The sequence below is a fragment of the uncultured Streptococcus sp. genome, assembly GCF_963545685.1.
In the GTDB taxonomy this organism is placed as follows: domain Bacteria; phylum Bacillota; class Bacilli; order Lactobacillales; family Streptococcaceae; genus Streptococcus.
Genome location: NZ_CAUUKN010000001.1, coordinates 110,596 through 136,896 on the forward strand (window position 1 = coordinate 110,596; position 26,301 = coordinate 136,896).

Annotated in this window: 26 protein-coding genes and 1 other annotated feature (1 of these 27 only partly in view); of the genes, 1 reads left to right on the top strand and 25 read right to left on the bottom strand. The window is 36.9% G+C overall.

Annotated elements, in window-relative coordinates; genetic code table 11:
* Nucleotides 1–6: 6 nt before the first annotated feature.
* From RWZ99_RS00460 to pepV, 21 genes are all read right to left on the bottom strand, one after another.
* A complete protein-coding gene (locus tag RWZ99_RS00460) occupies nt 7–1,077 on the bottom strand; it encodes a glycosyltransferase (protein WP_314675700.1) in 1,071 nt (356 codons plus the stop codon).
* A complete protein-coding gene (locus RWZ99_RS00465; protein WP_314675702.1) occupies nt 1,077–2,042 on the bottom strand; it encodes a DUF6625 family protein in 966 nt (321 codons plus the stop codon). The genes RWZ99_RS00460 and RWZ99_RS00465 overlap by 1 nt, the downstream gene beginning before the upstream one ends.
* Nucleotides 2,039–2,680, bottom strand: coding sequence for a DUF1919 domain-containing protein (locus tag RWZ99_RS00470; protein WP_314675703.1), 642 nt, complete (start codon nt 2,678–2,680; stop codon nt 2,039–2,041). The genes RWZ99_RS00465 and RWZ99_RS00470 overlap by 4 nt, the downstream gene beginning before the upstream one ends.
* 1 nt (nt 2,681) lies before the next feature.
* Complete coding sequence (locus tag RWZ99_RS00475; RefSeq protein WP_314675704.1) at nt 2,682–3,830, bottom strand: glycosyltransferase family 4 protein; 1,149 nt, start codon at nt 3,828–3,830, stop codon at nt 2,682–2,684.
* Between the two features lie 2 nt (nt 3,831–3,832).
* Nucleotides 3,833–5,005: a beta 1-4 rhamnosyltransferase Cps2T gene (gene cps2T / locus RWZ99_RS00480; protein ID WP_314675706.1), complete on the bottom strand. Its 1,173-nt coding sequence runs from the start codon at nt 5,003–5,005 to the stop codon at nt 3,833–3,835.
* A gap of 32 nt (nt 5,006–5,037) precedes the next feature.
* Complete coding sequence (locus tag RWZ99_RS00485; protein WP_314675707.1) at nt 5,038–6,405, bottom strand: sugar transferase; 1,368 nt, start codon at nt 6,403–6,405, stop codon at nt 5,038–5,040.
* A 55-nt stretch (nt 6,406–6,460) separates the two neighbouring features.
* Nucleotides 6,461–7,201 (bottom strand): tyrosine-protein kinase, encoded by a 741-nt coding sequence (locus RWZ99_RS00490; protein WP_314675708.1) that lies wholly within the window; start codon nt 7,199–7,201, stop codon nt 6,461–6,463.
* Nucleotides 7,202–7,210: 9 nt separating this feature from the next.
* Entirely contained in the window at nt 7,211–7,903 is a 693-nt protein-coding gene (locus RWZ99_RS00495) for a capsular polysaccharide biosynthesis protein (RefSeq protein ID WP_314675709.1), read from the bottom strand.
* 8 nt (nt 7,904–7,911) lie between these two features.
* Complete coding sequence (gene cps4B / locus RWZ99_RS00500) at nt 7,912–8,643, bottom strand: capsular polysaccharide biosynthesis protein Cps4B (RefSeq protein WP_314675710.1); 732 nt, start codon at nt 8,641–8,643, stop codon at nt 7,912–7,914.
* Complete coding sequence (locus RWZ99_RS00505) at nt 8,644–10,104, bottom strand: LCP family protein (RefSeq protein WP_314675711.1); 1,461 nt, start codon at nt 10,102–10,104, stop codon at nt 8,644–8,646. It lies immediately after the preceding gene.
* Between the two features lie 343 nt (nt 10,105–10,447).
* The gene (deoD, locus tag RWZ99_RS00510; protein WP_314675712.1) at nt 10,448–11,158 is read right to left on the bottom strand and encodes a purine-nucleoside phosphorylase; all 711 of its coding nucleotides are present in this window, start codon (nt 11,156–11,158) and stop codon (nt 10,448–10,450) included.
* Between the two features lie 324 nt (nt 11,159–11,482).
* A complete protein-coding gene (locus RWZ99_RS00515) occupies nt 11,483–12,208 on the bottom strand; it encodes a type 1 glutamine amidotransferase (RefSeq protein ID WP_314675713.1) in 726 nt (241 codons plus the stop codon).
* A gap of 2 nt (nt 12,209–12,210) precedes the next feature.
* Nucleotides 12,211–13,452, bottom strand: a complete 1,242-nt coding sequence (locus RWZ99_RS00520) for a chloride channel protein (protein WP_314675715.1) — start codon at nt 13,450–13,452, stop codon at nt 12,211–12,213.
* 187 nt (nt 13,453–13,639) lie between these two features.
* The gene (locus tag RWZ99_RS00525; protein ID WP_314675716.1) at nt 13,640–14,353 is read right to left on the bottom strand and encodes a LemA family protein; all 714 of its coding nucleotides are present in this window, start codon (nt 14,351–14,353) and stop codon (nt 13,640–13,642) included.
* Between the two features lie 13 nt (nt 14,354–14,366).
* Nucleotides 14,367–15,176, bottom strand: coding sequence for a purine-nucleoside phosphorylase (locus RWZ99_RS00530; protein WP_314675718.1), 810 nt, complete (start codon nt 15,174–15,176; stop codon nt 14,367–14,369).
* A gap of 20 nt (nt 15,177–15,196) precedes the next feature.
* The gene (locus tag RWZ99_RS00535) at nt 15,197–15,742 is read right to left on the bottom strand and encodes a DUF1697 domain-containing protein (RefSeq protein ID WP_314675720.1); all 546 of its coding nucleotides are present in this window, start codon (nt 15,740–15,742) and stop codon (nt 15,197–15,199) included.
* Nucleotide 15,743: 1 nt separating this feature from the next.
* On the bottom strand, nt 15,744–16,955 hold the full coding sequence (locus tag RWZ99_RS00540) for a phosphopentomutase (RefSeq protein ID WP_314675721.1): 1,212 nt from the start codon (nt 16,953–16,955) through the stop codon (nt 15,744–15,746).
* A 125-nt stretch (nt 16,956–17,080) separates the two neighbouring features.
* Nucleotides 17,081–17,761, bottom strand: a complete 681-nt coding sequence (gene rpiA / locus RWZ99_RS00545; RefSeq protein ID WP_314675722.1) for a ribose-5-phosphate isomerase RpiA — start codon at nt 17,759–17,761, stop codon at nt 17,081–17,083.
* Between the two features lie 169 nt (nt 17,762–17,930).
* Nucleotides 17,931–21,023 (bottom strand): GbpC/Spa domain-containing protein, encoded by a 3,093-nt coding sequence (locus RWZ99_RS00550; protein WP_314675723.1) that lies wholly within the window; start codon nt 21,021–21,023, stop codon nt 17,931–17,933.
* A gap of 875 nt (nt 21,024–21,898) precedes the next feature.
* Complete coding sequence (locus tag RWZ99_RS00555; protein ID WP_314675724.1) at nt 21,899–22,483, bottom strand: uracil-DNA glycosylase family protein; 585 nt, start codon at nt 22,481–22,483, stop codon at nt 21,899–21,901.
* A gap of 39 nt (nt 22,484–22,522) precedes the next feature.
* A complete protein-coding gene (pepV, locus tag RWZ99_RS00560; RefSeq protein WP_314675725.1) occupies nt 22,523–23,929 on the bottom strand; it encodes a dipeptidase PepV in 1,407 nt (468 codons plus the stop codon).
* 229 nt (nt 23,930–24,158) lie between these two features.
* Between pepV and RWZ99_RS00565 the strand changes: the two genes are divergently transcribed.
* Entirely contained in the window at nt 24,159–24,344 is a 186-nt protein-coding gene (locus RWZ99_RS00565) for a 4-oxalocrotonate tautomerase (protein ID WP_002950885.1), read from the top strand.
* A gap of 198 nt (nt 24,345–24,542) precedes the next feature.
* On the opposite strand, the gene RWZ99_RS00570 is transcribed toward RWZ99_RS00565, so the two are convergent.
* From RWZ99_RS00570 to infC, 4 genes are read right to left on the bottom strand one after another with little or no spacing between them, the layout of a single operon-like run.
* On the bottom strand, nt 24,543–25,016 hold the full coding sequence (locus RWZ99_RS00570; protein ID WP_314675730.1) for a GNAT family N-acetyltransferase: 474 nt from the start codon (nt 25,014–25,016) through the stop codon (nt 24,543–24,545).
* A gap of 43 nt (nt 25,017–25,059) precedes the next feature.
* Entirely contained in the window at nt 25,060–25,419 is a 360-nt protein-coding gene (rplT, locus tag RWZ99_RS00575) for a 50S ribosomal protein L20 (protein WP_314675731.1), read from the bottom strand.
* Between the two features lie 49 nt (nt 25,420–25,468).
* A complete protein-coding gene (gene rpmI, locus RWZ99_RS00580; RefSeq protein ID WP_003003453.1) occupies nt 25,469–25,669 on the bottom strand; it encodes a 50S ribosomal protein L35 in 201 nt (66 codons plus the stop codon).
* A 38-nt stretch (nt 25,670–25,707) separates the two neighbouring features.
* Nucleotides 25,708–26,238 carry a translation initiation factor IF-3 gene (gene infC / locus RWZ99_RS00585; protein WP_002885108.1) on the bottom strand — a complete coding sequence of 177 codons (531 nt, stop codon included), beginning with the start codon at nt 26,236–26,238 and terminating at the stop codon, nt 25,708–25,710.
* A 13-nt stretch (nt 26,239–26,251) separates the two neighbouring features.
* Nucleotides 26,252–26,301: a sequence feature (ribosomal protein L20 leader region), on the bottom strand (it continues 73 nt past the right edge of the window).

A 26,301-nucleotide genomic window follows, 5' to 3' on the forward strand; every position in this document is an offset into this window, starting at 1 on the left:
GCTAATTTATTTAAAAGCAATTTTACGTAAAATTGGATTCATTTTCATTTTTTCAATAAAGATGACTGTCCGAAATTTTTTTTTGGCGAGAAGATCAATACTCAATCTTCTAAGAAAAGAAGAAATATTTCGCTGTCTCAATAACATAATATAAGGACCAATGATTTGCTCTCCACTCCCTGAAAAAATATTGTCAAAAGCTTTATTTGAAATAATGGACTGTAGTAATTCTATTTTTTCTTGTCTTTTCAACTTTAAATTAGAAATTTGGAAAACCGAACTTATGATAATTTTGGTCTTAATATCCTGCATTAATGTAGCATCTTCTAATTGGAACTGTTCAAGCAATTTATGTAATTCTTGAAGTTCATCTAATTGAATTTCAATTCTTCTAGGATGAAAACTCGTTAGTGCAGAACCACTTCTGCCTGCAATATAATTATAAAGAGTCGAATCAATAAAAAGAATATTATCTAATTGTCGATAAACTTGGAAATTAAATAAAGTATCTTCCCCTATTGGTTTACTAGGAAACTTAATATTATTTTTTAGAATGAATTCTTTGTTATAAATTCTCGACCAAACATTATACATCATATCAGTTTTAAAAAGCTCTATAAAGTCTTTTCTAAACTCTTCCTTTTTAAGAAGTCCCAATTGCTGATAAGAATGAGAACGGCAAGACAAAATAGTGTTATTGTTTTCTTTAATTTCATTGTAACCAAAACAAAGAACATCCCATTTACCATTAAGATTAGGGCATATTTGTTCAAAGAAATCATCTGATAAGAAATCATCTGAGTCCATAAAGTACAAATATTCCCCCCTCGAGAGAGAAATCCCTAAATTTCTAGCTTCAGAAACCCCGTTATTCTCAATATGTCTAACAAAAATGTTTGAGTAATTATCTTGATACTCATCACAAATCGCACCACTCCGATCGGTTGAATCATCATCAATTAATAGAATCTCATACTTAATAGGTGACGATTGCATAAGTATGGAATCTAGCGCTCTTTTTAAATAACCTTCAACATTATATACTGGAACAATAATGCTCAAATCTATATTTTTCATTAACTCTTCATCCTTAACTTATGACGAATAAAATCTAATGTCCATTTTTCTCTCTTAAATTTCTTTAAAAATGTTGACCTAACATATTCCCAATAGAATTTATTATTTGTTAGTTCTTCAATTTCTTGTATAGAAATTTTATCTCCAACAACTAGTTGATTAGGTATGACATAAAATGAATCTACAATCTTAAACTCTGGACATTCAATCGTCCTTTTTTGAAAATGTGCATATAATGGATGTTCGACGACTAGCTTTTTGCCTTTAATTTCAATTCTTTCAAGGCCATTCTTTTCTGACCAAAAATAATAACGTTTGGGCTCATCTTCACCATATTCTCTGAATGAAAAATGACTAATATCAATATCATCAAAGAATTTATCTTGCAATTGGTCAAAACCTGATTTTTTAAACAAAACTTGAATACCGTCTGCTTCATCGAAAATAAAATTTTGCTCATTAGTGAAGACATTATGATAATCTAATCGATAGTTTAACCCTTGACCAGACATAAATAAATGATTAACTTCTTGTGAATTTTTAAATATTTGGAGATGACCTAAAAGACCATATCGAGCATAGTCATTCTCAAAAAAGCTATGTTCTTCCAGAAATTGATAAATATCACCAAGTAAGACATCTGTATCACAAAATCCCCAGTAGTCATATCCCTTCAACTCCTCTTCAAAGATAAATCCATAAGCTACTTTATAGTCACATAATTTATAAGGTGTTTTGAGAGAAATTTTAAAATCAAACTTAGACTGGACTTTTTTTCTTAAATCATCAAACGAAAGAGTCTTAAATGCAATATTATTAGCGTTCAAAACTTCAAATTGGTCAACATTTTGATCCGTATAAATTAAGAAATCAATCTTTTGATTACGTTTGGCAGTTAACAAAAAATAAGGAAAGAACTTTGGTAATTTCCCAAAATAAGGAATAATAAGTCTTATTTTTTTCATTTAGTTAAATCCTCCCCACCCTTATTCAACCAGGTAACAGCATTAAAATAGCGGTGGTAAGTTTTCAAATCAATCCCAACATGTCCTTGCTTCTCTGCTGATTTGAAATGAACTAAGGAAGGTAGATCATTATAATTTTTCGAAGAGAAGATGACCTTACTCTTATATGGAAGTTCTTCAAACTCTTTCATCAGCTCATAAGTACAAGCATCATTATCATTAAACTTGAAATACAGATTATCCCAATGAATTCTTTCTAAACGACGGTTCCATTTTTGAGTTGCCTCTTCTTCATCTGCATAATGTAAGAAATGCAATTCGATATCATCTAAAAGAGCCAGAGGATAGGCATTATCAAAGTCTTTGATATATTTTGATTCCTTAACAAATTTCAAGGGGATATTTCCACTCAAATAGTGTTTTAAATTCTTGAGCATCTTGATGTAATCAGGAGAAAAGACAAACATCCCTACAAATGGTGTTTGGTAAGGCAAGCCCAATTCTTGATAAACTTTTCCAGCCCAACAATTATCACAAATGATAGTGAAATTTTTATTCTTAAGTCTTCGTCTAGGAATAAAATTAATAATTGGATAAATGATTGGTTTTAATTTATTCTTTAGTGTTTCACTGTTCATATTAGTACTTCTTATATAGCTCTGAGAAATTCCGAATATAACTTTGTAATGAGAAGAGTTCTTTTTGACGTTTGACCGATGCCTTGCCAAATTGCTCTCTCTTCTCAGTGTTTTCAGCTAATTTTTGAATAGCCTTCGACAATTCTGCAGGCTGATTTGGAGTGGCTAGGAGACCGTTTTCACCCTCCTTAACCATTTCACAGACACCACCATGACGATAACCCACTACAGGTTTGCCACAAGCCATGGCTTCTAGGACGACTGTCGGTAATGGATCTGGATTGGTGCTTGGCAAAACAAAGATATCAAACATATTATAGAGTTCTGTCGTCTTGCTATAATAGTCGATACGCTTGATTTGACCAGCTACTGGTGAGTCTGAGATTGCTTTTTCCAGCTCATCCACGCGCCACTCTTCCCCCTCAAATGCACTACCTGCCAAGAAGGCAACTGCTTTTGGATTAGCCTTCAAGATTGGAGTCACAGCTTCTAAAAAGTCACCTTGACCTTTCCAGGCATTCACTCGACCAATCATACCGATGACAAGCGCATCTTGTGCGATCCCAAAGTGATCACGGACGGCCTTGGCATCCATTTCATGATAGACGGCATTATCAACACCATTATAGATGACTTGAACTTGGTCATTTTTCACAAAGCGAGACAGCTTGACGTGGTTGGCTACAGCATTTGAAACCGTCACAATCGTATCAGCATAACGTCCCATCAAAAAGTTGATGAAATCTGAGATGGCTTTTGGTTTCACAATAATTTCATGCACATGCCAAATCAAAGGAAGTTTCAATTTACGTTTGAGATAAATCCCCTCAAGTACTGCAGTAGTATTGTTGTGAATGAGAGTAATTCCGTTTTCCTTAGCATATTCAGCGATTTGCTTTGAATAACGATTATATGAGCCAAAATACTCAAGAATTCCCTTAGGATTAAAATACTTCCGGCGCAAGATTGGATAATCGATAACTTTTACCTTAGCACCAACCTTTTCCAATGCCCCCACTAAGACGCCAGCGTTAGGCAAGATGACATGAGCCTCAAAGCTTTCTTTATCCAATCCTTTAATAAGCTCCAACAAAACCTTATCAGCACCATACATTTCGGCACCAGCGTGAAGATATAAAATTTTCTGCATTTCTATCCTTTAAATACTTTCTCGTAGTCTGTAACAATTTTTTCCCAAGTAAAGGCTTCTTCGATACGTTTACTTGATTTTTGATTGAGGTCTGCGATAGCTTGTTCATCCAATTGTTCAGCTTGATTAATGACACTTGCCAATTGGTCTTTTTTCCAATAGAGAGCACCATCTTCACCGACTTCACGGTTAAAGCCAACATCCAACAAGAGATTGAGCTTAGTTGACTCAAGTGCTTCAAGAAGTGATGGATTGGTTCCACCTACCTCATGACCATGGAAATAAGCAAAGGCATTCTCGCGAATGTATTTGAGCAATTCTTGATCATAGACAGTCCCGACAAATTTAACACGAGGGTCCTTGTCAAAACCTGTTTCCTGTCGCAACTTGTCGTAGAATTTATTTTCTTCAACATTTGTAATGAGAACAAAGTCCTTGTCAGAGTTAGAAGCCATAAAACCACGAATCATGGCCTCATAGTTATTTTCAGGTACAAAACGCCCAACAACAAGGTAGTAGTTATTTTCATTGACACCTTTTTCAGAGTACCATGAACGTACCTTCTCATCAACATTAGTCAATTTAGATTTGGTTGTATCAGTTCCGTAAGCAATATAAGTTGTTTTGGGACTATACTTGTCATAGTCTTTTTGAATATAAGACTCAATGTTTTTACTATCACAAATCAGAAGGTCTGCATGCTTAACCATAAGTTGTTCTGATATTTTCCAGTATTTACGGACAGGAAGACTCCATTTAGCACGAAGCCATTCATGACCATCTGGGTTCACCATAAGAGTACCACCAATGGCTTTGATTTTCTTCTTGATACCTGAGATAAAAGGTCCAATTCGGCAGGCTAAAACATAAAAAATCGGTGCTTGATCATTATTGGCCTTAGCAATTTCAATGGCCTTATTAAGAGCTGCGATATCATAAGCAATCGCACGCGCAGGTCCAATATTAGGAACATCAATGTTGTAACATTTTGCTCCATTATGCTCGAAAGTATCTGCTGAAATACCAGATTTAGCCGAATTTTCACGCATACAAGCCACATAATACTGAATAGCTTTGTCTTGTTGGAACTCTGTTAACTTCTCAACAAAGGTTTCAAATCCCCCATATTTTGCTGGAATTCCCTTAGAACCAACGATATAAACTGTTTTTATCATTTAATCACCATCAAAAGAAATGGAGAAAGCCATCACTTTGCTCCATCCTTCATTACTACTACTTTAATTGTCTTCAATAAGATTCTGATATCGCGCCAGATTGTCCAACCGTCCATATAAGCAACATCTAGTTTGACAACTTCATCAAAATCAGTAATTTCACTACGACCGCTTACTTGCCAAAGACCAGTAATCCCTGGTTTAAAGCTAAGACGGCGTTTTTGTTCTGGTGTATAAGATTCGTATTCGTCCAATGTTGGAGGGCGTGTTCCAACTAAACTCATATCACCTTTTAGAACATTCCAAAATTGTGGAAGTTCATCAAGACTCGTTTTACGAATGAAATGTCCGATTTTGGTAATCCGTGGATCATTGTCCATCTTAAACATACCACCAGACATCTGATTTTGTGACATCAAATTTTTCTTAATTTCTTCAGCATCTACCCGCATCGAACGAAATTTATAAAACTTGAAGATACGTCCATTTTCACCTACACGATCTTGAGCAAAAATTGCTGGACCACCATCCCTACGGATAAGAGGGTAAAGAAAGATTCCTACTAAACCACATAAGAGCAAACCAACCAAGGCTCCACAGATATCGAGAAAACGTTTAGCTACGATATCACCGTAACTATAAAATTGCGTTGAAAAAGTAACAACTTTAAAAGGACCTAACTGTTGGATACGTTTTTCACCTTGACTCATAAATTCGAGTGCATTTAGATTAATGGATACTGGAATTCCCATAAGCTCAAAAGGTGAGACGTAGTCCCAAATTTTATACTGTTCACTAGGCAGGTTAATTAGTACTTGGTCAACAACCGAGTGTGTAGCATATTCAACAAGATTTTCAGGTTTTACACTCTTAATAAAAGGATTTGTGAAATAAGGATTATCCAAAACACAGACTGCAGTAATCCTACCATCCATATTGTCTTTCATACGAGTCAAGACATTTTCAAGACGTGCTTGATCAGAAATTAAGAGGATATTTTTATTCCCTTTACGGCGTGTATAAATGGATGAGCGGAAGTACTTTAGAAGACTATTTGTCAGATATAACAAAGTACATGCGATAAGAGTGACGTATAGAAGTCCTCGTCGTGAAATCGAAAAATCACCATCTGCAAAAAATGATAGGAAGGTTGCAATTAGAGCAAATATAAAACCATACTTAACTGTTGCAATAAGCTCATCTAAGTAACCCCTATATTTAAGGTTTTCATAATAACTACTGATATAGTATGTGACAACATGGACCACACCTAGAAGAACAATACTTCCTTTGGTTATCTCAGTGTAAGGTAATTTACTAGCTAACCAGGCTGCAAACACAACCACAACTAACTGTATAACCCCAATTTCAATGCGACGAATTTCTTGTTTTTCTTTCACTCTTAACTCCTCTTAAAATATTAATGTATAAGGAGCCGCATTATCCCCATTAATGCTATCCTTTTTTACGACGATGTGCTCTTGAATGACTTTCTTTTTGTTCTGCTTTTTTTCCGTAGTCACCATATGATCCATATGAACCGTATGATCCATATTTATCTACTGTCATATCAACTTTATTAAGAACGACACCTAAAAATTGAGAACCACTTTGTTCCAATTGTTCAACAGCTTTGGCTACAAAGCGACGTTTAATTCTTCCAGCTGCTGTAACCAAGAGGCTTGCGTCAACCTGGTGAGCAATAATAACGGCATCAATTACCAAACCAATTGGTGGCGTATCGATGATGACATAATCATAACGACTACGAGCAACTTCCAGCAAATGTCTAAAATTATCATTTTGCAAAAGACTTGTTGGATTAGGTGGAACAGGACCAGATGCAATAACATCCAAACCAGAAACATCAGTTTGACAAATAGTTTCATTTAAATCAGCATTTCCTGAAAGGAAATTTGAAAGACCTTTATAAGGCTCATTTGATTTAAATGTTCCTGACAAAATAGAGTTACGAGTATCCGCATCAATCAGAAGTGTCCGGAGCCCAACACTAGCAAATGAAATCGCCAAGTTAACAGATGTTGTTGATTTTCCTTCACCAGCTTCAACAGAGCTAATCGCAATCACTTTCATCTGAGCACCAGAAAATTGAATATTTGTGCGAATGGCATTGTAATACTCTTCTGTTTGTTTGGCAAAGTTTACTTTAGATTTTACTAACTTTAATAGAGGCATTTCTTCTCCTTAAATTTTATCTGTATCAGGGACAATTCCAAGAAGTGTCATTCCGAGAATCTCTTCAATATCTTCTGGACGGCGAATGCGATCATCTAAGATTTCACGAGCCAATACACCAACCACTGCAAGGAATCCTCCAAGTACTGCTCCAAGAAGGACATTACGTTTAATGTTTGGTGAAGATGGTGACTCTGGCAATTTAGCTTCTTCAAGTGTTGTCACATCTTCGACTTTTGTCACGTTCTTGATCTTTTCTGAAGCAACTTCACGTACCTTATTAGCAATGGCTTGAGCGTCTTGACCTGTTTTAGCATTGACAGAAATCGATATAAGACGTGTATCAGTAGGGATATTAACTGAGATCATCTTAGCAAGCTCAGTTTCAGTCATGTTCAATTTTTCATCCCTGATAACTTCAGATAAGACATCATTAGATGTAATAATTTCTTTATAGTCTTTTGTCAAAAATGTGCCAGCCTGCAAATCTTGAGCTGAAATATTTTTACTGTCATTGGCTTGATTAACCACATAGATACGAGTAGATGACGTATATGTAGGTTGGATTAGGAAATAAGTTCCCAAGAAGGCAAAGACAGCTACATAAAAGGCCGTAAAAAGAATGAATACCTTTTTGATCCAAAGTTTATGCAAAAGTGCAAGCACATCGATTTCAACACGTTTCGTGTTTTCCTGAGTCATAATTTCTCCTATATGTATTGATTTTCAAGTAGTGTTTGTGTGTTCTCGATAAAGAGATTACGCGCACGTCTCGTTCCATATGTTTTTTCAATAATAGTATATGCATCCTTCATAAATGGTGGTCTTGGACCAAGATTATGCATATCACTAGCAACAATATGAACTAAATTATTTTCCAAGAAAAAGCGTACCCGTTTCTTTCTCACTTTTTCTTTATCGCCAAATAGCTTTGGTCTTAAGACATGAGAGCTATTAACTTGTGTGTAGCAACCCATGTTGATAATTTCACGAACACGGTCAGCGTTTTCTTCAAGAGCATCATAGCGTTCAATGTGAGCAACAATAGGTGTTACACCTGCTCGTATAACATTACTCAGCCCGTTATGAATTTCCTTCCAAGATGTTCTGGCGCTAAACTCAATCAAAGCAAATTGCGTGTTGTGCATACGAGGAATGAGATTTTTTTCAAGTTTGTCGATAATGTCTGAGGTGTAATAAAGTTCACCACCATAATAAAGAGTTAAGCCTGGATAAAGTGCTTCTGCTTCTGCTTTAACCTTTGAAAAATTTGCAAAGATTTTATCCTCTGGGGTTTCAAACATCCCCTTACGACGGTGAGAGGTAGAAACAATCGTACGCACACCTTGAGCGTAACTTTCCCCAATGAGCTCCAAACTCTCCTCTAAAGTTTTAGGACCATCATCGACATCAAAAACAATATGTGAGTGAACATCAATCACTTATTTTTCCTCCATCAGATTTTTGATAGCTTGAGAGGCACTTTCCACACTAGAATCATCTAGTTTCATCATGTAGAGACTAGAATTTGGCATAGCGTAAGAAGTCAATTGACCTGTTGAACCTGTACCAGTTACTGCTTGCGAAGTAACTGTAAATTTAGATCCAGAATCAAGTTGTGCATTAGCCAAGGCGTTAATGGTATCCAAAGACATATTTGTTTGAACAGAATCTTGAAGATTGTTAACAATTGACGTAAAGTTGGATACAGAATTTAGCGAAGCCAACTTGTTTATAATCGCAGAAATAACTTTCTCTTGGTTTTTACCACGATCATTATCTCCTCCATCCAAACTATAACGTTCTCGAACAAAACCAAGAGCTTGTTCTGAATTCATTTGGATATCTCCAACTGGAAAATCAAACTTCCCATGAAGACTTGTGAAGGCTTGATCATTATGAACTGTCACACCACCAAGTTGGTCAATCAACTTAAGGAATGACGTAAAGTTGATACGTGCATAATAATCAATATTAATACCATAAAGATTTTCTAAAGTTTGCTCTGATGTTTCAACACCATAGATACCTGCGTGTGTTAGCTTATCATACTGGTCCGCTCCACCACCAGGAATCTTAACGTATGCGTCACGAGGTGTTGTCGTCAAAAGAATCTTATGCGTATTCATATTAACAGTCATAATGATATTAACGTCCGAACGTGATACTGTCGAAATCGAACCATAGGTATCAATACCACTAATATAAATATTGAAAACTTTTGAATCCGCCTGTTTCGCAGAACTGTTATTCTTCGTTTTAATTTTGTAGGTATAAATCGTTTTTAGATTTGAAGCATAGTTACTATCAACGGACTCTAGTAGGCTTGCATAAGAACCACTCAAAACCATTGCTTGAGATTTTCCAGACTTAAGATTGTCATAGGCTTCTTGATAGGAAGAGACATCATCGACTTTGACATCAACCTTTTTGTCTTCCTTTAGAGCTGACATCAAAGTATCGATATTATTCTTATCAACCTTAGTTGGTGCTTGAACACTAGTAATCTGACTCACATCTTTGATGTCACTATCCTTCGGAACCACAATGCTCATTTCTACTTCTGAAAAGGCCGCAGTCTGATTCATACGATTAGTGATATCAATCATTTGTTTAAATCCAAAAATACCAACCAAAGAAACTAGTGAAAAAATTACTAATACAGTCGTTGTCACTAGTGGTGATTTTTTTGTTTTCTGAAGGAAGATACTAATGGCAAGAACCACCAACAAACCAAGGGTAATAATGATGTTCAAAAACCTAAAAGATAGGAAGTTATAATTGAACATAATGAATAATAAGACCGCTGCCAAAATAGCATACAGAATGGTCAACCCAATGTTGACCATTCCCCACGATCTATTATTCGTCCGTTTCTGCTTACGATTCGTACGCGAACTCATATAAATTGCTCCTGACTATTAAATTAGACATTTCCCATTATCATTATAACATTACTATAACTTCATTTCAATTGTCATTATTTTTAAAAAAGAAGAAACCGTTTTTTATAAGCCTATCAGGTATCTATTCTCTATCACTATCTCTAATATTGTAAGTGTTTTTTCACATTTTTAAGCCACTTTATCAAATTGTCAGTTATTTATCTTACTATTAGAAATATAATCCTTCAAATATTTTTAGAGTATTCTTGTAGTTTGAAAACTTTTAACCTTTCTAGCTATCGAAGTAATATATCCTTTCGGCTAATCAAAAAAGGATGGCTAAAGACATCCTTTTCATAATCTAGTCTGCAATAAGAGTTTCAAGACCTACTTTCATCATGTCAGTAAAGGTATTTTGACGTTCTTCAGCAGTTGTATCCTCATCTGGATTTACCAAACTATCAGAAATAGTCATAATAGCAAGAGCATCTACTTGATGTTGAGCTGCAAGGTAATAAAGTGCTGCTGCTTCCATTTCGACAGCCTTCACGCCCCATTTCCCAAGCTCAATATTTTTTTCGAAATAATTTGAGTAGAAAACATCAGAAGATAAAACATTACCAACATGTGTTGTCATACCAAGATCTTTGGCGATGTGATAAGCCTTATCCAAGAGATTGAAGCTTGCAATTTGAGGAAAATCGTATTGAGGCCAGTCATTACGAATAATGTTAGAGTTAGTTGCTGCTGCTTGTGCTAGAACTAACTCACGAACGTGAACATCCTCATTCAAAGAACCAGCAGTCCCTACGCGAATTAATTTTTTGACACCGTAGTCAACAATGAGCTCACGTGCATAGATAGAGATAGATGGCATCCCCATCCCAGTTCCCATTACTGAGACACATTCACCCTTGTATGTTCCTGTGTAACCAAACATGTTACGGACTTCGTTGAAACACACTGCATCTTCAAGGAAATTTTCGGCAATAAATTTTGCACGCAAAGGATCCCCAGGAAGAAGAATCTTGTCAGCAATCTCTCCTTGTTTGGCAGAAATATGAATAGACATAATTAAGATATTAAGGGAGACAGAGACGACGTAAAAATAATAAACTGACGACGCATTGCAAATGCTAACCAGTTTATTTGTTTCACCGTTCTCCGCCCGTATTCAGTTCAGTGAATACAGTTAACCCATCCTTTCTATTATTTATGAAGGTAAAAGAGCAACCAGAAAGCAACTGAAAACTAGGAATCTGACGTAGTTGCCTCGCATCTAAGAGGATTTTCTATTCTCCTAGCTTTTCAATAGAGTTATAATTAGGACATACTCTCTACCATTCTTAAGTTATATTTTTTAAAGTTTTCTACTATTATATTAATAGCATATAAGCTACTTAAATGTTTTGCCCTGGGTTAGTGAATCTAGAAAAGCGAATAACTTTTTATTCATTTGAGAATAATCATGGGCACGCAATTGTTCTGGTGTTTGAACAAAAGATAGCACCTTATGTTGCTCAAGCAAATGCTCTTCACCATCCGCAGCTATGAGTAAATCAATCGCTTCAAGATCAAACTCTAAATGTGCTTGGAAGGCATAATGTTTAGGGCTAAAGCGAATGATTTGACGTGGACATCCCTGACTGGTCGCTAGAACAACTGCCTTGTCGGTTAAACCAGGCATATCTCCATGCCAATGTCCAGTATTGAGAGTTTCTCCGAAACCTTTGACATGCTCGTCTACTAAACCTGCCTCAGTTAAGCTTAAAGGATAAACACCAATCTCACGCTCTGGACTATGCTCATACTTACCACCATAAGCTACAGACAAAAGTTGAGCCCCTAAGCATACCCCGACAATATAGATGTCAGCAGCAATTGCTTTTTGAATAAAAGCAATCTCAGCCTTAGGGTCATAATAAGGAAAGGCCTGACGGTCTTCTTCGGGTGATTGAGGACCTCCCATTACAATTAGAAAGTCAATACCATCAACTGTATCAGGAAGGGGCGTTTCCTCATATACCTTGGTCGATGAAATCTGATGACCTCGATCTTGAGCCCATTTTAAATAAGCTCCTGGAACCTCAAACGTTTCATGTAAGATAAAATGTATATTCATTGTTATTTCTTCCATCTATTTTTAATTATCCTTGATAGTAGACTCGCTAAGATTAGTGGTGCTGCTACCACCCCTCCTTGACCAGTAAAACCTAAAACTAAGGCTATACCAGTCAAAGGGGCATCCAAAGTTGTTCCTAAAAATATGGTTGCACCTAGTAACATTCCTAAAGTATGATTAAGAGATAATCCAAAAGTCCCGAGTAATATTGTCAGTAAATAACCGGAACCTACACCTAAAGTAAAGGAAGGTGTCAAAGTTCCCCCATAAGTACCTCCCCATAGAAGCAAACAGACTATAAGCCCCTTGACTACTAGATAAATAGGAAGATAAATCGAAGAGCCTCCTGAAAACAACCATTGAGCCATTACTTGACCATTTCCCATAATCATAGGATAGAAAGCTGCAATCCCACCTAATACAATATAAGATAGGGGCATGGACCACAGAAGGTGTTTGTCAGTAATACGATGCTTACTGGCTCTTTTGGTTAAGAGACTAAAAATCAAAGCAAGAGGAGTCAAGCCTAGTACTAATAGTGCAACTTGTATTAGGCTAGAGGGTAGGATTGTTACCTTATTAACTAAGTAGATAGCCTCATCTCCTACAATAGGTCGAGCACAATAAGCTGCTAAATAAGTGGTAACTGATATAATGACAATATTCTTTAATCGCCATCCTATCCCTAACGTTTCTAAGACAAACAAAACACTAGCAAAGGGGACTTGATAAACTGCAGCTAAACCAGCACCCGCACCGCAAGCAATTAACAATTGTCTGTCAGGAACATCTAAATCTAAACCTTTGGATAGACTACCACCAAATAGAGCACCTAACTCTCTAGGCGCTCCTTCTTTGCCAATTGAGGCACCTGCTCCGACAATTGCCACCTGTATCAAAGCATGTAAAGCTTGACCAAGAAAATTTGGACTCTTCTTACCAACAAGTTGTTTAGCCTTACTAATAGAAAGGAGAGAAACTCGTCGTTGAAGAAAATACCAAAACAAACTTGCCAAAATACCGACTACAAGTAGAACTGAAAAACGTCGAAAGGCACTGACAGATTTAAACAGTCTCAGGAGATCAGTTTGATCACGACCAAATGCAATAACTTGTACAAGCTCCAAAAGGTAATGACAAATAATCCCAACAAAACCAGAAGCAATTCCGGTTCCGATAACTGCTAAAAATAATCTAAGCGACTTGGGAAGGCAAGTCAAACTTTTTCTTCCTTGAGTACCCATATATTAAAGTTCGGATAAAATAGCTTTAACCAACTTGATTCCCACTGCTTTTAGTGGGAAATCAATTCGTTTCTTTTTTTAAATTTGATAGAAAGGCAAAATCGTATTCGAATTAGAACACCTCACACCAGAGAACATTGTCTCACCTTTTTTAACTAAACTCTAGTCTTAGTAATTTTGTTAACTGTTATAAATAGTTTACTTCTGAATGGCCAAAAGTTCTTCTTAAAAAGGCAAATGGCAAAGTGTAAATTGTTTTATTATATTCCGACACCATTTCATTATAGTGTAATTTTTGATTTGCAACTAGCACTTCTGACTCTTTAATCTCAGCAATCAAATCCTTTATGCTTTGATCAGCGGTAATAGTTGTGTCTCTTTCGATTTCCTCTATAATTTTATTCTTTGTTTCCTCAACTTTAGTAGAGTATTTATGCTTAGAAGAATTGCCAGACTCACCATAAAACTTACGCTTTGATTCTGAATGATTAGCTTTGTTTTCATCATTAGTAAAATTGTTGACAGACTTATTTTCCTCCAACAATTCTGAAACATTCTTCCTAACAGACATTTTTAACTCATGATCAACAATCTTATCAGTCAATTCACGCAGTTGTACAATCAACTTTTCCACATACTGTTCTTTAATTTCAATTGCGCTGTATGAAGATTTAATTAATTCTTTTAAGTTGACGACTTTATGATATTGAAATAAAAACAATACTATGATATAGCTTAAAATCGCAAATACAATAGATGCTCCTTGAAACGGTTCATAGTTTATTTCACTACCACTTGTATCAATGGCAGAAAATATAATCAACCAAACGAATGTCAAGAAACCAACTATAAAAACTCCACGAATGATACGAAACAACGGGTTTTTCATTAAATTTGACATCAATTATTCTTTTCTATAGTTCAGCCAAAATAGCTTTAAGCAATCCTTTGAAGTCTCCCTTGATGCGTTCAGTTACTTCTACAACCTCTTCGTGGTTCAATTCTTCTTGCAAGCCAGCTGCGAAGTTAGAAATACATGAGATACCAAGGACTTTCAAACCAGAGTGAGCAGCGACGATAACTTCAGGAACAGTTGACATACCAACAGCATCTGCACCCAGAGTCTTGAAGGCACGGATTTCAGCAGGTGTTTCATAAGTTGGACCAGTTGCTCCAAGATAGACACCTTCTTCCAACTTGATTCCAAGTTTATCAGCTACTTTATGAGCAATTTCGCGGTAGGCTGGAGTGTAAGTCTTAGACATATCTGGGAAACGTGGACCAAACTCATCCAAGTTTTCTCCAATCAATGGGTTTTGACCAGTCATGTTGATATGGTCAGTAATAGCCATCAAAGTACCAGGACCAAAGCCAATACCACCAGCAGCATTGGTTACGATAACACCTTCACACCCAAGAGCCTTCATAACACGTACAGGGAAAGTTACCACTTCGAGAGGATTTCCTTCGTAAAAATGGAAACGTCCTTGAAGAGCCAATACCTTACGTCCAGACAAAGTTCCATATACAAGTTTACCTGCATGACCGACTACTGTTGATTGTCCCCAGTTTGGAATATCTGCGTAATCGATAACAATAGCATCTTGGACCTCTTCAGCCAATTCGCCAAGCCCAGAACCCAAAATCAAACCAAATTCAGGTTTTACAATTCCTTTGCTTTCCAAGTAAGCTTGAGTAACTCTAATTTTTTCAAGTAGTGACATTATCAATCTCCTTTAATTACTTACTTTATTTTTAAATAAGAACCAATGTTTGAAAAAGTTCTTGCATTTCGAATCGTAATATAGGGATAAAATGATGACTTTAATAGTTTTTTATGATAAGCCGTTTGGTTGTAGCTTGTCTTATCATGTTTCCCCCAGTAAACTCCTAATTCCCCAAAATGAAGAGTTTCATCTGTCAAATCAAAAGAATTTATTACCCTTTTTAAGTCATCCTTGTCTAATTGTACTGTATAAAAGAGGACGTCTTTTCTGTACAAATCATTTTCCCACCATTTCGGTAGAGTTTTACACTCATTTTGGTATTCCTCTAATGTGAAAAGGGAAAAGACATTAATAAAAGGGTAAGACTTATTCAGAAATTCTTCTATGACTAAAAGTAATTCTTCTTTCATCATGGGTGAATCAAAGAAAAGATTTCCACTATTAATATAGGAAGAAACATTCTTAAAACCAAGTTTCTCAAGTTCATGGCAGAATTGTTCCATGACTACCTTATTACGACCGCCGACATTTATCCCCCGAATCAGGAATGCATAACGTTTCATTTTAGACAAGTTTATCCAAGAAACTTTCACCAATCATAGCTTTGTCTACACCAAAGTTTTCAGCAATTGTAGCTGAAATATCAGCAAAGTGACCAACAGGAATTAAGCCGTTACCTTTGAATGATGGGCTGTAAGCCAAGAATGGGATGTATTCACGAGTATGGTCTGTACCAGCATAAGTTGGGTCGTTACCATGGTCTGCAGTAATCATCAAGAGATCATCTTCTTTCATAGCAGCGATAATTTCAGGCAAACGCTCATCAAATTCATGCAAGCAATCACGGTAGCCATGTGGATTACGACGGTGTCCGTAAAGGGCATCAAAGTCTACCAAGTTTGTGAAAGAGAAACCATGTTTAAACTCTTCTGATGTCATAGCTTTAATCAAGTTGTCTACACCGTGACTATTTGATTTGTTGTGGCCCATATCGTGGTTAATACCTGCACCATTGAAGATATCACTAATCTTACCTACTGAGTAAGTGTCGATACCAGCTTCATTCAATTTGTCCAAAACAGTTGGAGCAAATGGTGAAACGGCCAAGTCACGACGGTTAGATGTACGAGTGAAGTTTCCAGGTTCACCAACGTAAGGACGAGCAATGATACGACCAAGAAGAGCTGGACGTTCCAAAGTGATAGAACGAGCAAATTCACAAATACGATACAATTCTTCAAGAGGAATAATATCTTCATGAGCTGCGATTTGAAGAACTGGGTCAGCCGATGTATAAATAATCAACTCGCCAGTTTCCATTTGGCGTGGTCCGAAATCATCGATAACAGCTGTACCAGAATAAGGTTTGTTAGCTTCACGAATAACCTTACGTCCTGAGAATTCTTCGATTTGAGTAAGAATTTCTTCCGGGAAGCCATTCCAGAAAGTATCGAAAGGTTCTGTAATATTAAGACCCATAATTTCCCAGTGACCTGTCATGGTATCTTTTCCAAGAGAAACTTCTTCTAACTTAGTTGCATAACCAGTTGGATTGCTCTCAGCTGGAACTGTCTTCAAGGGTTGTTCGCGAGGAATATTTCCAAGTCCAAGCTTAGCCATATTTGGTACATTCAAACCAACAGTTTTAGAAATGTGTCCAAGGGTATCTGAAGCTCCGTCAGGAACACCAGCATTGACAAAGTTATTGGCATCTGGAGCTGCACCAATACCTACTGAGTCAAGAACGATTAAATGCATTCGATTAAATTTGGACATAAGAACACCACAAAGAGCTAAAATCTCTCGAAATTACCTCTTTCCTTTCTATATAATAATTTAGTGATAACCTAAACAATAGGTTACTTTCTTCAGTTACAATTTAGATTAAAAATCAAACAGGACTAATCCTTAACCTCAACAATCTTAACACCGTCTTTTCCAGCGACGATAACCTTATTAACCATTCCATTGAATAAACCATGATCAACAACACCAGTCATAGCTTTTAATTCGTCACCTAAAGCAACTGGATTATTAATTTTGCCGAGATCCAAATCAATAATGAAATTCTTCATATCTGTAACAAAGCGATCACCTTGTTCGGTTACTCGGAATGATGGCTTATAGCCCTTAGACTCAAAAATGCGATACAAGCGATCAGCACCGTATTGAACAACTTCGACTGGTAATTTAAAAGCACCAAGTTGATCAACCATCTTAGACTCATCAACTACCCAGATGTACTCTTTAGTAGGTGTAGCAACGATTTTCTCCATCAAGAGGGCACCACCGCCACCTTTAATGCCATTGAGTTGAGGATCCACTTCGTCGGCGCCATCAACGGTAACATCAATACTATCAATATCATCCACTGATTTCAAAGGAATACCTAGACCTTCAGCTTGCTTCGTTGTTTGACTAGATGTCGTTACACCTACTACACTGAGTCCTTCCTCCTTTATTCGACGACCAATCTCCTCTACAAAGAAATAAGCTGTTGAGCCAGTACCTAGGCCAACAACCATGCCATCTTCAACAAAACTGGCAGCACTTACACCAGCGAGCTTTTTTAATTCTTCCATGCAGATCTCCTTGCATCTTTCTAAATAGTCGGTTAGATTCATTATAACATGAGTCTTCTTTAAATTACAACGATAAGCATGAAAAGGCTACCAAAAATTTTAAAACAATAAAAACTAGACCCTAAAATTAGAATCTAGTTTGGATGGGGAACTAATATAATAGCACCACTTAGTCTTCTTTACGACGTTTGAAGAATCCTACGAAAGCTGCAAAAATCATTGAAATAAATCCAAGGAACCCTGCATTGCTTGTGTGATCGCCAGTTTGTGGCAACTCAGCTTGAGGAACTACAGGAACTTCAGTATCTGGAGTTGGTGTAGTTGGTGGTGTAACAGGTGTCGGTGGTGTTTGTGGAGTCGGTGGTGTTGGCGGTACAACATGAGACTCTCTCTCAACAACGTAATTCTTATGCCATACAACAGTTGGTTTTTCTGGTGTTTTTGGTTCAACTGGTTTAGCTGGAACCTCAACCACTTTTGGTGTTGGTGGTGTCGGTGCCGTTGGACCTGTTGGTGGTGTTGGTTCAACTGGTTTTTCTGGAACTTCAACCACTTTTGGTGTCGGTGGTGTTGGTGCCGTTGGACCTGTTGGTGGTGTTGGCTCTTGAGGTTTACCAGGAACTTCCACTACCTCTGGAGTTGGTGGCGTTGGGGCCACTGGCTCTGTTGGTGGTGTCGGTGGTGTTGGCTCTTGAGGATTGATTCCAACTGTTTTAAACACTGGTTTAACTGGTGCTACTGGTGGTGTTGGTGCCTTAGGTTCTACTGGTTTATCACCTGGATTCTTTGGTAAGCCAAGGTTAGAGTTAATTGCAAACCAGTAAACTGTTGGCGCACCATCTGCATTAGCACCTTCAGCAGTAAACACCAAGTGACCATTGGTCATCTTGATACCAGCTCCTCCATAGTAGAGATATGGCGAATCAGCATTATCCCATCCTGTCAATTCTGATGTTGTCTCACCATTAAAGACTGCACCATGGTCAATGTATTGGTTATCATTGACTGATGTTACTTCTTTACTTGTAGCATCATAAGTTACTGATGATTTTGGAATAGCAATAAATTGGTTGTCGCCAATATTTACATATTCTTGGTGACGAGTTGATTGGTATTTTTTCTTAGGTGTGAATGTAATCAATCCTGTTTCAGCTGAAACGCTGTATGAACCAATAACATCATCCTTATCACCAAAAGTATAATCTACGTTGCCAAGAGCATGCCCATTACCGCTACCTGACGCATTAAGAGTTGTCACATCAGATGGAATTTCTCGTGATACAAACCATTCTGAGCCATTCCAGTCTATTATTGGAACAACTACCTTAAGTGGGTTATCATCTGAAATGTTAACAGTAGCACCACCGAAATCTGCGTAACCAGATTTCGTAACAACTTCACCATTTTGAATTGCCAATGTTGAACCATCTGCATAAGGATTGTAAGTACCACGTACAGTATTACCATTAATATCTTTCGCTTCCACTGTAAGTGGACGTGGGCGCTCTGAAGTTTCGACATAAGCGGCACCGTTCCAGTGGTTAAGTGAGTTAAGCGCAACAATAGCATTGTGTTCATTGAGATTGAACATTTTACCATCTTTATCGTAAAACTCAATATCTACCGCAACCTTAACTGGTTTATCTTGGTCAGTTGAAGCTCCAACTGTCATAGTAACTGTTGGGTCTTTACTGATTTTCGCGATACCCTTTCCATCATTTGATGGCAAACTAATAATTTCGTAACGGTAAACAACTCGCTTAATAGCGGATGCTTCATTTGCAACCAACATGCTAGATTGGTTCAAACCATCGTAAGTAACAACGAATTTGTCACCCTCTTTAACTTGAATCCACTCATCTTCAGTATTTGTCCAAGGGCTATTTGATACAATGTCAGATGCTTCCAACTTGTTCGAATCATATTGGAAGACGTTGCTTGTGTTAAGACGCTCTTGAGCTTCTTTTGTCAAATAATTGCTAACACCTTCAACCTTATGAGTAGCATCATTTTCACGTTGGAAGGTTAATTCTTGAACAACTTCAGAATCTTTGAGGTTACGATATACAGGGTCATTCATGTATTTATCGTAAGCTTCTTTAGCTGCTTCGTATTGTTTAAGTGCTGTTTGGTATACAGCTAGTTTGTTTTGGTACTCAAGATACTCTTGATCATATTTAGCTTTTTGATCATTGTAGACTACCAAAGCTGCGTCGTATTTAGCTTTAGCATCTGCATTATATTTTTCAATTGCTTGTTTTGTTTCAAGATCTGCTTCATAAGCTGATTTTTTAGCGTTATAAAGTTCAAGAGCCTTATCGTATGCCGCCTTTTCAACATCATACTTAGCTTTTGCTTCATTATATGCCGCAAGTTCAGTTTGGTATTTAGCTTCAGCTTCAGCATTACGTTTTTCAGTAACAACTTTTTCTGCTACTTTATTATCATAATTGGCTTTTTCAGCATTGTATTTTGCTTTGTCACTATTATATTGTGCAAGAGCTGCTTCATAATCTACTTTTGCTTGATTGTATGTTGCCAACTCTGCTTGGTACTTAGCAGCAGAAAGCGCATTTTCCTTATCAGCTGCTTCTTTTTCTGCTACCTTCGCATCATAAGTAACTTTCTTAGTCTTATATTCTGAAAGAGCTGTCTCATAAGCTTGCTTAGCAATTTGGTATTGCTCTGAAGCTTTGTCATATGCTGTTTTCTCAGTATCATATTTAGCCTGAGCCTCAGCGTTAGTCTTATCAGCTAGTGCTTTTTCAGCTAGTTTAGCATCATAATTGGCTTTTGCTTTATCATAGTCAGCCTTATCTGACTTGTATTGTTCTTTAGCCGTTTTATATTCCGAAACGACTGTATTGATTTTTTCTGCCTGTGCTTTATTATCTGCAGCAGCTGCTTCTACAGTTTCTTTGCTTTGAGCAGGTTCTTCCTTAACCTCAATCCCTTCATTTTCTGCAGTAGCTTTTGCATTTTCTAAGCTTGTATTTGTTACTTCACTCGTTGTAACAGTTGTGTTACCCTCTTCGGTAACATTAACAACCTTTTTCTCAGTTGAATCTGCTACAGTAGCTGTGCTTTCTTCAACAGCATCTTGCGCTTCAACTGTTGGTGTTGCAGAATCTGTGGTTGTTGCCACTTCATCAGCGCTTGCATTTGAAGCTCCTACTGCAAGAACTGCAGTCCCCAAAAGAACAGAAGCTGCACCAAGGCTAGACTTTCTGAGTGAATAACGTTGTAATTCCTTTTTCCCCATTTAAATTACATCCTTCTATATATTTAGTTATGTTCATATTCTAACAAAAGAAAGAATCATGTCAATTTGAGATATCTCATAAACAGATACGTTCCTTTAAATTCTATTAAATTCTTAAATTCGAGTAATTTTTAATATCTATGTTACGGATATAGTCCAATCCTATTACAAAAGCATTTCTTCTCCATGTTACTACGTTTAATTTTTTAATAACTAGTGATGATTACTTTAATGTATTTTTATTGAAAAAATGTGAAAGAGTATTGACCACAAGCTTTCATTGTGTTTTTACAAGGCAAAATTCAACTTTAAATGCATTTTATTTTCATAGCGTAAGACTTTCTTACTATAATTATCTCTGTTACTTATTTCCTACACTAGTAAAATGAAGTGATAAAAAATAAGAAAAAAAGATCAGACTGTCTTGCTTGGCAAAAACAACCTAATCTTTCATTTTATCTTATTAATGTTTATGTTTACAGGCTGACCATAGACCTGTAATAGCCATTGAAAGGAAGCCCACACCCGCTACAGACGCCAATTTTTGATTTGTATTACCTCTCTCTGATAATACTTCACTATTAGTTCTTGCTACTTCGTTCTTAGCAAGCACAGAAGATGTTGTAATTGCTGTGGGAGTTTCTGGGGTTTGGGCTTATGAGGAGTTGTTGGTGGTGTTGGTATTGGGCGTGTTACTCGCTCAATAATATAATTTTTATGCCATTTTACTTTAGGGGCTACAAGTTCTTTAGGTGAAACAGGTTTCTTAGACACATTGACTATAACCATAGTTGGTGGTGTTGGCTATGTTCTGATAGTTGTTTCATTGACCAATTAACAATCACTAGAGACTATCTAAGGTCAGTTATCAGAATTTATTGACTCAAAATTTTTTTTACCAATGCTTTTAAATCTGGAATCACTTCTTCCGCAAACCATGGATTTTTTGCTTGCCAGATATTATTCCGTGGTGACGGATGCACTAAAGGAAAATAGTCTGGAAGATAATCTTTGTAATGTTTAACTGTATCTGTTAACTTAGCTGATGATTTTTGATGCAAATAGTATCGCTGAGCATAGTTTCCCACTAGTATAGTTGATTGAATATCTGGAGCTAAATCTAGAACTCTCTCATGCCACTTATCTGCAAAACCTTTGCGAGGAGGTAAATCTCCTGATTTTCCGTGCCCCGGGAAATAAAAATCCATTGGTACAATGGCAAACATACCGGATTCATAAAATTCTTCTCGCGAAACACCCATCCAGTCCCGTAGATTATCCCCACTAGGGTCATTCCAGTAAAGCCCAGACTCTTGAGCACGTATACCAGGAGCTTGTCCTACGATATTAATCCTCGCAGTTTTTGGAATACTAAACAAGGGTTTGATACCTTGTTCAGTATACGTTTTATTTTGTTCGTCAGCCATAATAGCTTGTGTCAATTCTTCAAGTGTTTCCATATTTTCCTCCAAAAAAAGAGACAAAATGTCTCTTATTTTTTATTTAATCAACTCATAGATAGCTTCTGCATAAATGGCAGCTGCACGGTACAAGTCCTCAACTTCAGTAAATTCATTGGCTTGGTGCATTGTATTGACATAACCTGGGAACATAGCTCCATAGGCAACACCACGTTTAAGGAGACGTCCAAAGGTTCCACCACCAATGATTTGTTCTTCGCCTTTAAGTCCTGTGTGTTTCTCATAAACCGAAAGAAGTGTTTGAACCATAGGATCACTCACTGGTACATAATGAGGGACATGTCCGTGTTCTGAAAGAGAAACTTCCTTAGGTCCTTCAAGTTTTTCAAGACCAGCCTTAATACCGTCTTCATCAACTCCTTGAGGGTAGCGGAAATTCAAAGCAATTGTATTATCTTCAGATTCCTTGTTGAAGGTAAAGACACCTGCATTCATAGTCAACTCACCCATTTTTGGATCTGTATATGCAAGACCAGTCTTTTCAGCAAAGAAATCTTTATGAAGTGTTTCAGCAATGAAGTTCAAATAAGCTTCCGCATTTCCTTGGAAATCAAATTGGCTTAGGAAGAGGGCTAAATAGGTTGCACCATTAATACCTTTTTGAGGCATCATACCATGAACTGATTTCCCATGAATAGTCACATGGAAAACACCTGCTTCTTCAGTCACTTGACCAGTCACTTTTTGGTCAGCAACAAAGTCAGCAAGTTTAGACTCGAGTTCCTGTAAAGTGATAGGTGCCGTAAAATCTGCACTTGCAGATTCAGGAACCATATTTTCACGCAAGCCACCATTAAAGCTTACGAGACTAAAGTCACCATCGTTTTGCCCTTCAAAATGAAGATAGGCAGTAATATTTCCTTTTTCGCCATTGATAATTGGAAATTCTGCATCGGGAGAAAAACCAAAATCAGGATCTTCCAATCCATTATGAGCGAAGTAATAATCCATATCACCCCAACCAGATTCTTCATCTGTACCAACAATAAAGCGAACACGCTTAGATACTGGAAGCTCAAGCTCTTTGATAATTTTCAAGGCATAATAACAAGCCATTGTCGGTCCTTTATCATCTGATGAACCACGAGCATAAAGCTTTCCTTCTTTGATTACTGGTTCATAAGGATCAGTATCCCATCCGCTACCCGCTGGAACCACATCCAAGTGTGCAAAGATACCCAAAACCTCATCACCTTGACCAAATTCAAAGTCACCAGCGTAATTATCAATATTACGAGTCTTATAGCCATCACGTTCAGCTAAAGCAAGAAAATGTTCTAGAGCTTTCACTGGTCCAGGACCAAATGGGTGCTTTTGATCAACCTTACTGTCATCACGTTCTGAGTTAATACGCAAAAGACCAAAGAGGTCCTCCATCAAAGCATCCTTACGTTTATCAACTTCGGCACGAAAATCAATTGTCATAGTTTACTCCTTACTGTCTCTAGTTAGCACTATTTTACCATTTTTAGTAAGAGTTTTCATCTCTTTAAATATTCCAAATTAAAAACTCAAACTGTTTTCTAACATCACAAGACACCCACCACTTTCAAAACAAATCATAGTCTAGCATTATTTCAAGAATTTCCAAAAACTTTAGAATATTCTCTTAATTAATGCTATAATAGGACTATCAAAACTAAGGAGATGCATTATGCCATTTGTAAAAATTGATCTCTTTGAAGGTCGTTCAGAAGAACAAAAGATTGAACTTGCTCGCGAAGTTACTGAAGTTGTATCACGTGTTGCAAAAGCTCCTAAGGAAGCTATCCATGTTTTCATTAACGATATGCCAGAAGGGACTTACTACCCACACGGTGAAATGAAAAAGAAAAACTAATCATCAAAAAGCAGTCACATCCGTGGCTGCTTTTTGATATAAAAAACTGGAGACTATCTCCAATTCAAAACTTAGAGAATAGTTGGTAATTCGTCAGCGCCTTCAAAATTCTCAACGACTTCTTCACCAGGAAATGGTTTCTGGAGTTTTCCAAAATAAAACGTGACATTGGACCAACTACTAGTAAATTAAAACATATTATTTTAGGATAGTTTCCATTTCTGTATATCTCGGTTTCATTCCCAAACGCTCATAAAAACGTAGAGCACCTTTGTTATCATCCCATACGTGAAGCGTTAGATTGTAACAACCAAGTTGCTTCGCATAATCCAAAGCAAACTGATAAAGTTTCTCTCCTAATTTTTGTCCACGAGCTTTTTCATCAACGCAAAGATCATCAATGAAGAGAGTCTTAACAGGTTTTTGAGGACCATCATTTTCAGATACTTCTTTAATCATCAAGAAGAGATGCCCCAAGATCATACCATTCTCATCTTCATAGACAAATACAGGTTTATTAGTATCCCCTATTACTGCTTCTAACTCTTTATCCGTAAATTTACTACCTTCTGCTTTAAAAATATCAGGACGAGCTTGATGATGAACTATTAGGATTTGCTCTAGAAGTTCCTGTAGTCTTGGAATATCTTCTTTCTTTGCCAAACGAATCATATTTGCCTCCATAAAAAAAAATGGGTAAAACCCATCTTTATTTCTATTTACCAAGTTTTGCTTTAGCTGCATCTGCAAGAGCTGAGAAAGCTGCTGCATCGTTAACTGCCAAATCAGCAAGCATTTTACGGTTAACTTCAATTTCAGCCAATTTCAAACCGTGCATCAATTGTGAGTATGACAAATCGTTCAAACGAGCTGCCGCATTGATACGTGTGATCCAAAGTTTACGGAAATCACGTTTCTTTTGACGACGGTCACGGTATGCATAGTAGTAAGAGTTCATTACTTGTTCTTTTGCAGTACGGAACAAGATGTGTTTAGCTCCATAGTAACCTTTAGCTAATTTAAGAATACGTTTACGACGTTTGCGTGATACAACGCCACCTTTAACACGTGCCATTTATATTTCCTCCAATATTTCCTAGAATTCTTTACTTACAAATACGCGATTATTTCAAGCGAGTAAGCATTGCTTTGATACGTTTGAAATCTCCTGCATGCACCATAGATGCTTTACGAAGATGACGACGTTGTTTCTTAGTTTTTCCGTGGAAACGGTGAGAAGTGTAAGCACGGAAACGTTTAAGTCCACCAGAACCTGTACGTTTGAAACGTTTAGCTGATGCGCGGTGTGTTTTTTGTTTTGGCATTTTAAAATTCTCCTCTTAAAATAGTGTTAGTTTGACAATTATTTTTTGTCAGGAATTGGTGCAAGTTGCATGAACATTTGACGTCCATCCATCTTAGCTCTTTGCTCAATAATCGCAATATCTTGTGTTTTTTCAGCAAATTCCGCCAATACCTTAGCTCCGATTTCTTTATGAGTAATCATACGACCTTTGAACCGGATAGAAACTTTAACCTTGTTTCCTTTTTCAAGGAATTTACGGCCGTTACGAAGTTTTGTTTCAAAGTCACCTTTATCAATAACTGGGCTCAAACGAACTTCCTTAACGGTAACAACGCTTTGTTTCTTACGTTGTTCTTTTTGTTTCTTTTGATACTCAAATTTGAACTTACCATAGTCCATAATCTTCGCTACAGGTGGCGTAGCTTGTGGTTGGATAAGAACCAAGTCAACATTTGCATCATCTGCAATAGCTTGCGCTTCTGACAATGGTTTAATTCCCAATTGTTCACCATCAAGACCAACAAGACGAACTTCACGAACGCGAATTTCATCATTAATGAATAGATCTTTCTTAGCTATGATCTTCACCTCTTTATTTTTTTAGAGAAAAACAAAGCGGACTTGATATACAAGCCCGCACACATAATATCC

Excerpts from the sequence above, each read along its gene's own strand:
- RWZ99_RS00495 (WP_314675709.1), bottom strand. The coding sequence starts at position 7,903 with ATGACTCAGGAAAACACGAAACGTGTTGAAATCGATGTGCTTGCACTT.
- RWZ99_RS00505 (WP_314675711.1), bottom strand. The coding sequence starts at position 10,104 with ATGAGTTCGCGTACGAATCGTAAGCAGAAACGGACGAATAATAGATCG.
- RWZ99_RS00470 (WP_314675703.1), bottom strand. The coding sequence starts at position 2,680 with ATGAACAGTGAAACACTAAAGAATAAATTAAAACCAATCATTTATCCA.
- RWZ99_RS00530 (WP_314675718.1), bottom strand. The coding sequence starts at position 15,176 with ATGTCACTACTTGAAAAAATTAGAGTTACTCAAGCTTACTTGGAAAGC.
- deoD (WP_314675712.1), bottom strand. The coding sequence starts at position 11,158 with ATGTCTATTCATATTTCTGCCAAACAAGGAGAGATTGCTGACAAGATT.
- RWZ99_RS00460 (WP_314675700.1), bottom strand. The coding sequence starts at position 1,077 with ATGAAAAATATAGATTTGAGCATTATTGTTCCAGTATATAATGTTGAA.
- RWZ99_RS00540 (WP_314675721.1), bottom strand. The coding sequence starts at position 16,955 with ATGTCCAAATTTAATCGAATGCATTTAATCGTTCTTGACTCAGTAGGT.
- rpiA (WP_314675722.1), bottom strand. The coding sequence starts at position 17,761 with ATGGAAGAATTAAAAAAGCTCGCTGGTGTAAGTGCTGCCAGTTTTGTT.
- RWZ99_RS00515 (WP_314675713.1), bottom strand. The coding sequence starts at position 12,208 with ATGAATATACATTTTATCTTACATGAAACGTTTGAGGTTCCAGGAGCT.
- pepV (WP_314675725.1), bottom strand. The coding sequence starts at position 23,929 with ATGACAATTGATTTTCGTGCCGAAGTTGATAAACGTAAGGATGCTTTG.
- cps2T (WP_314675706.1), bottom strand. The coding sequence starts at position 5,005 with ATGATAAAAACAGTTTATATCGTTGGTTCTAAGGGAATTCCAGCAAAA.
- RWZ99_RS00565 (WP_002950885.1), top strand. The coding sequence starts at position 24,159 with ATGCCATTTGTAAAAATTGATCTCTTTGAAGGTCGTTCAGAAGAACAA.
- RWZ99_RS00535 (WP_314675720.1), bottom strand. The coding sequence starts at position 15,742 with ATGAAACGTTATGCATTCCTGATTCGGGGGATAAATGTCGGCGGTCGT.
- RWZ99_RS00520 (WP_314675715.1), bottom strand. The coding sequence starts at position 13,452 with ATGGGTACTCAAGGAAGAAAAAGTTTGACTTGCCTTCCCAAGTCGCTT.
- RWZ99_RS00570 (WP_314675730.1), bottom strand. The coding sequence starts at position 25,016 with ATGATTCGTTTGGCAAAGAAAGAAGATATTCCAAGACTACAGGAACTT.
- RWZ99_RS00475 (WP_314675704.1), bottom strand. The coding sequence starts at position 3,830 with ATGCAGAAAATTTTATATCTTCACGCTGGTGCCGAAATGTATGGTGCT.
- RWZ99_RS00555 (WP_314675724.1), bottom strand. The coding sequence starts at position 22,483 with ATGGAAACACTTGAAGAATTGACACAAGCTATTATGGCTGACGAACAA.
- RWZ99_RS00490 (WP_314675708.1), bottom strand. The coding sequence starts at position 7,201 with ATGCCTCTATTAAAGTTAGTAAAATCTAAAGTAAACTTTGCCAAACAA.
- RWZ99_RS00525 (WP_314675716.1), bottom strand. The coding sequence starts at position 14,353 with ATGTCAAATTTAATGAAAAACCCGTTGTTTCGTATCATTCGTGGAGTT.
- RWZ99_RS00550 (WP_314675723.1), bottom strand. The coding sequence starts at position 21,023 with ATGGGGAAAAAGGAATTACAACGTTATTCACTCAGAAAGTCTAGCCTT.
- rpmI (WP_003003453.1), bottom strand. The coding sequence starts at position 25,669 with ATGCCAAAACAAAAAACACACCGCGCATCAGCTAAACGTTTCAAACGT.
- RWZ99_RS00465 (WP_314675702.1), bottom strand. The coding sequence starts at position 2,042 with ATGAAAAAAATAAGACTTATTATTCCTTATTTTGGGAAATTACCAAAG.
- rplT (WP_314675731.1), bottom strand. The coding sequence starts at position 25,419 with ATGGCACGTGTTAAAGGTGGCGTTGTATCACGCAAACGTCGTAAACGT.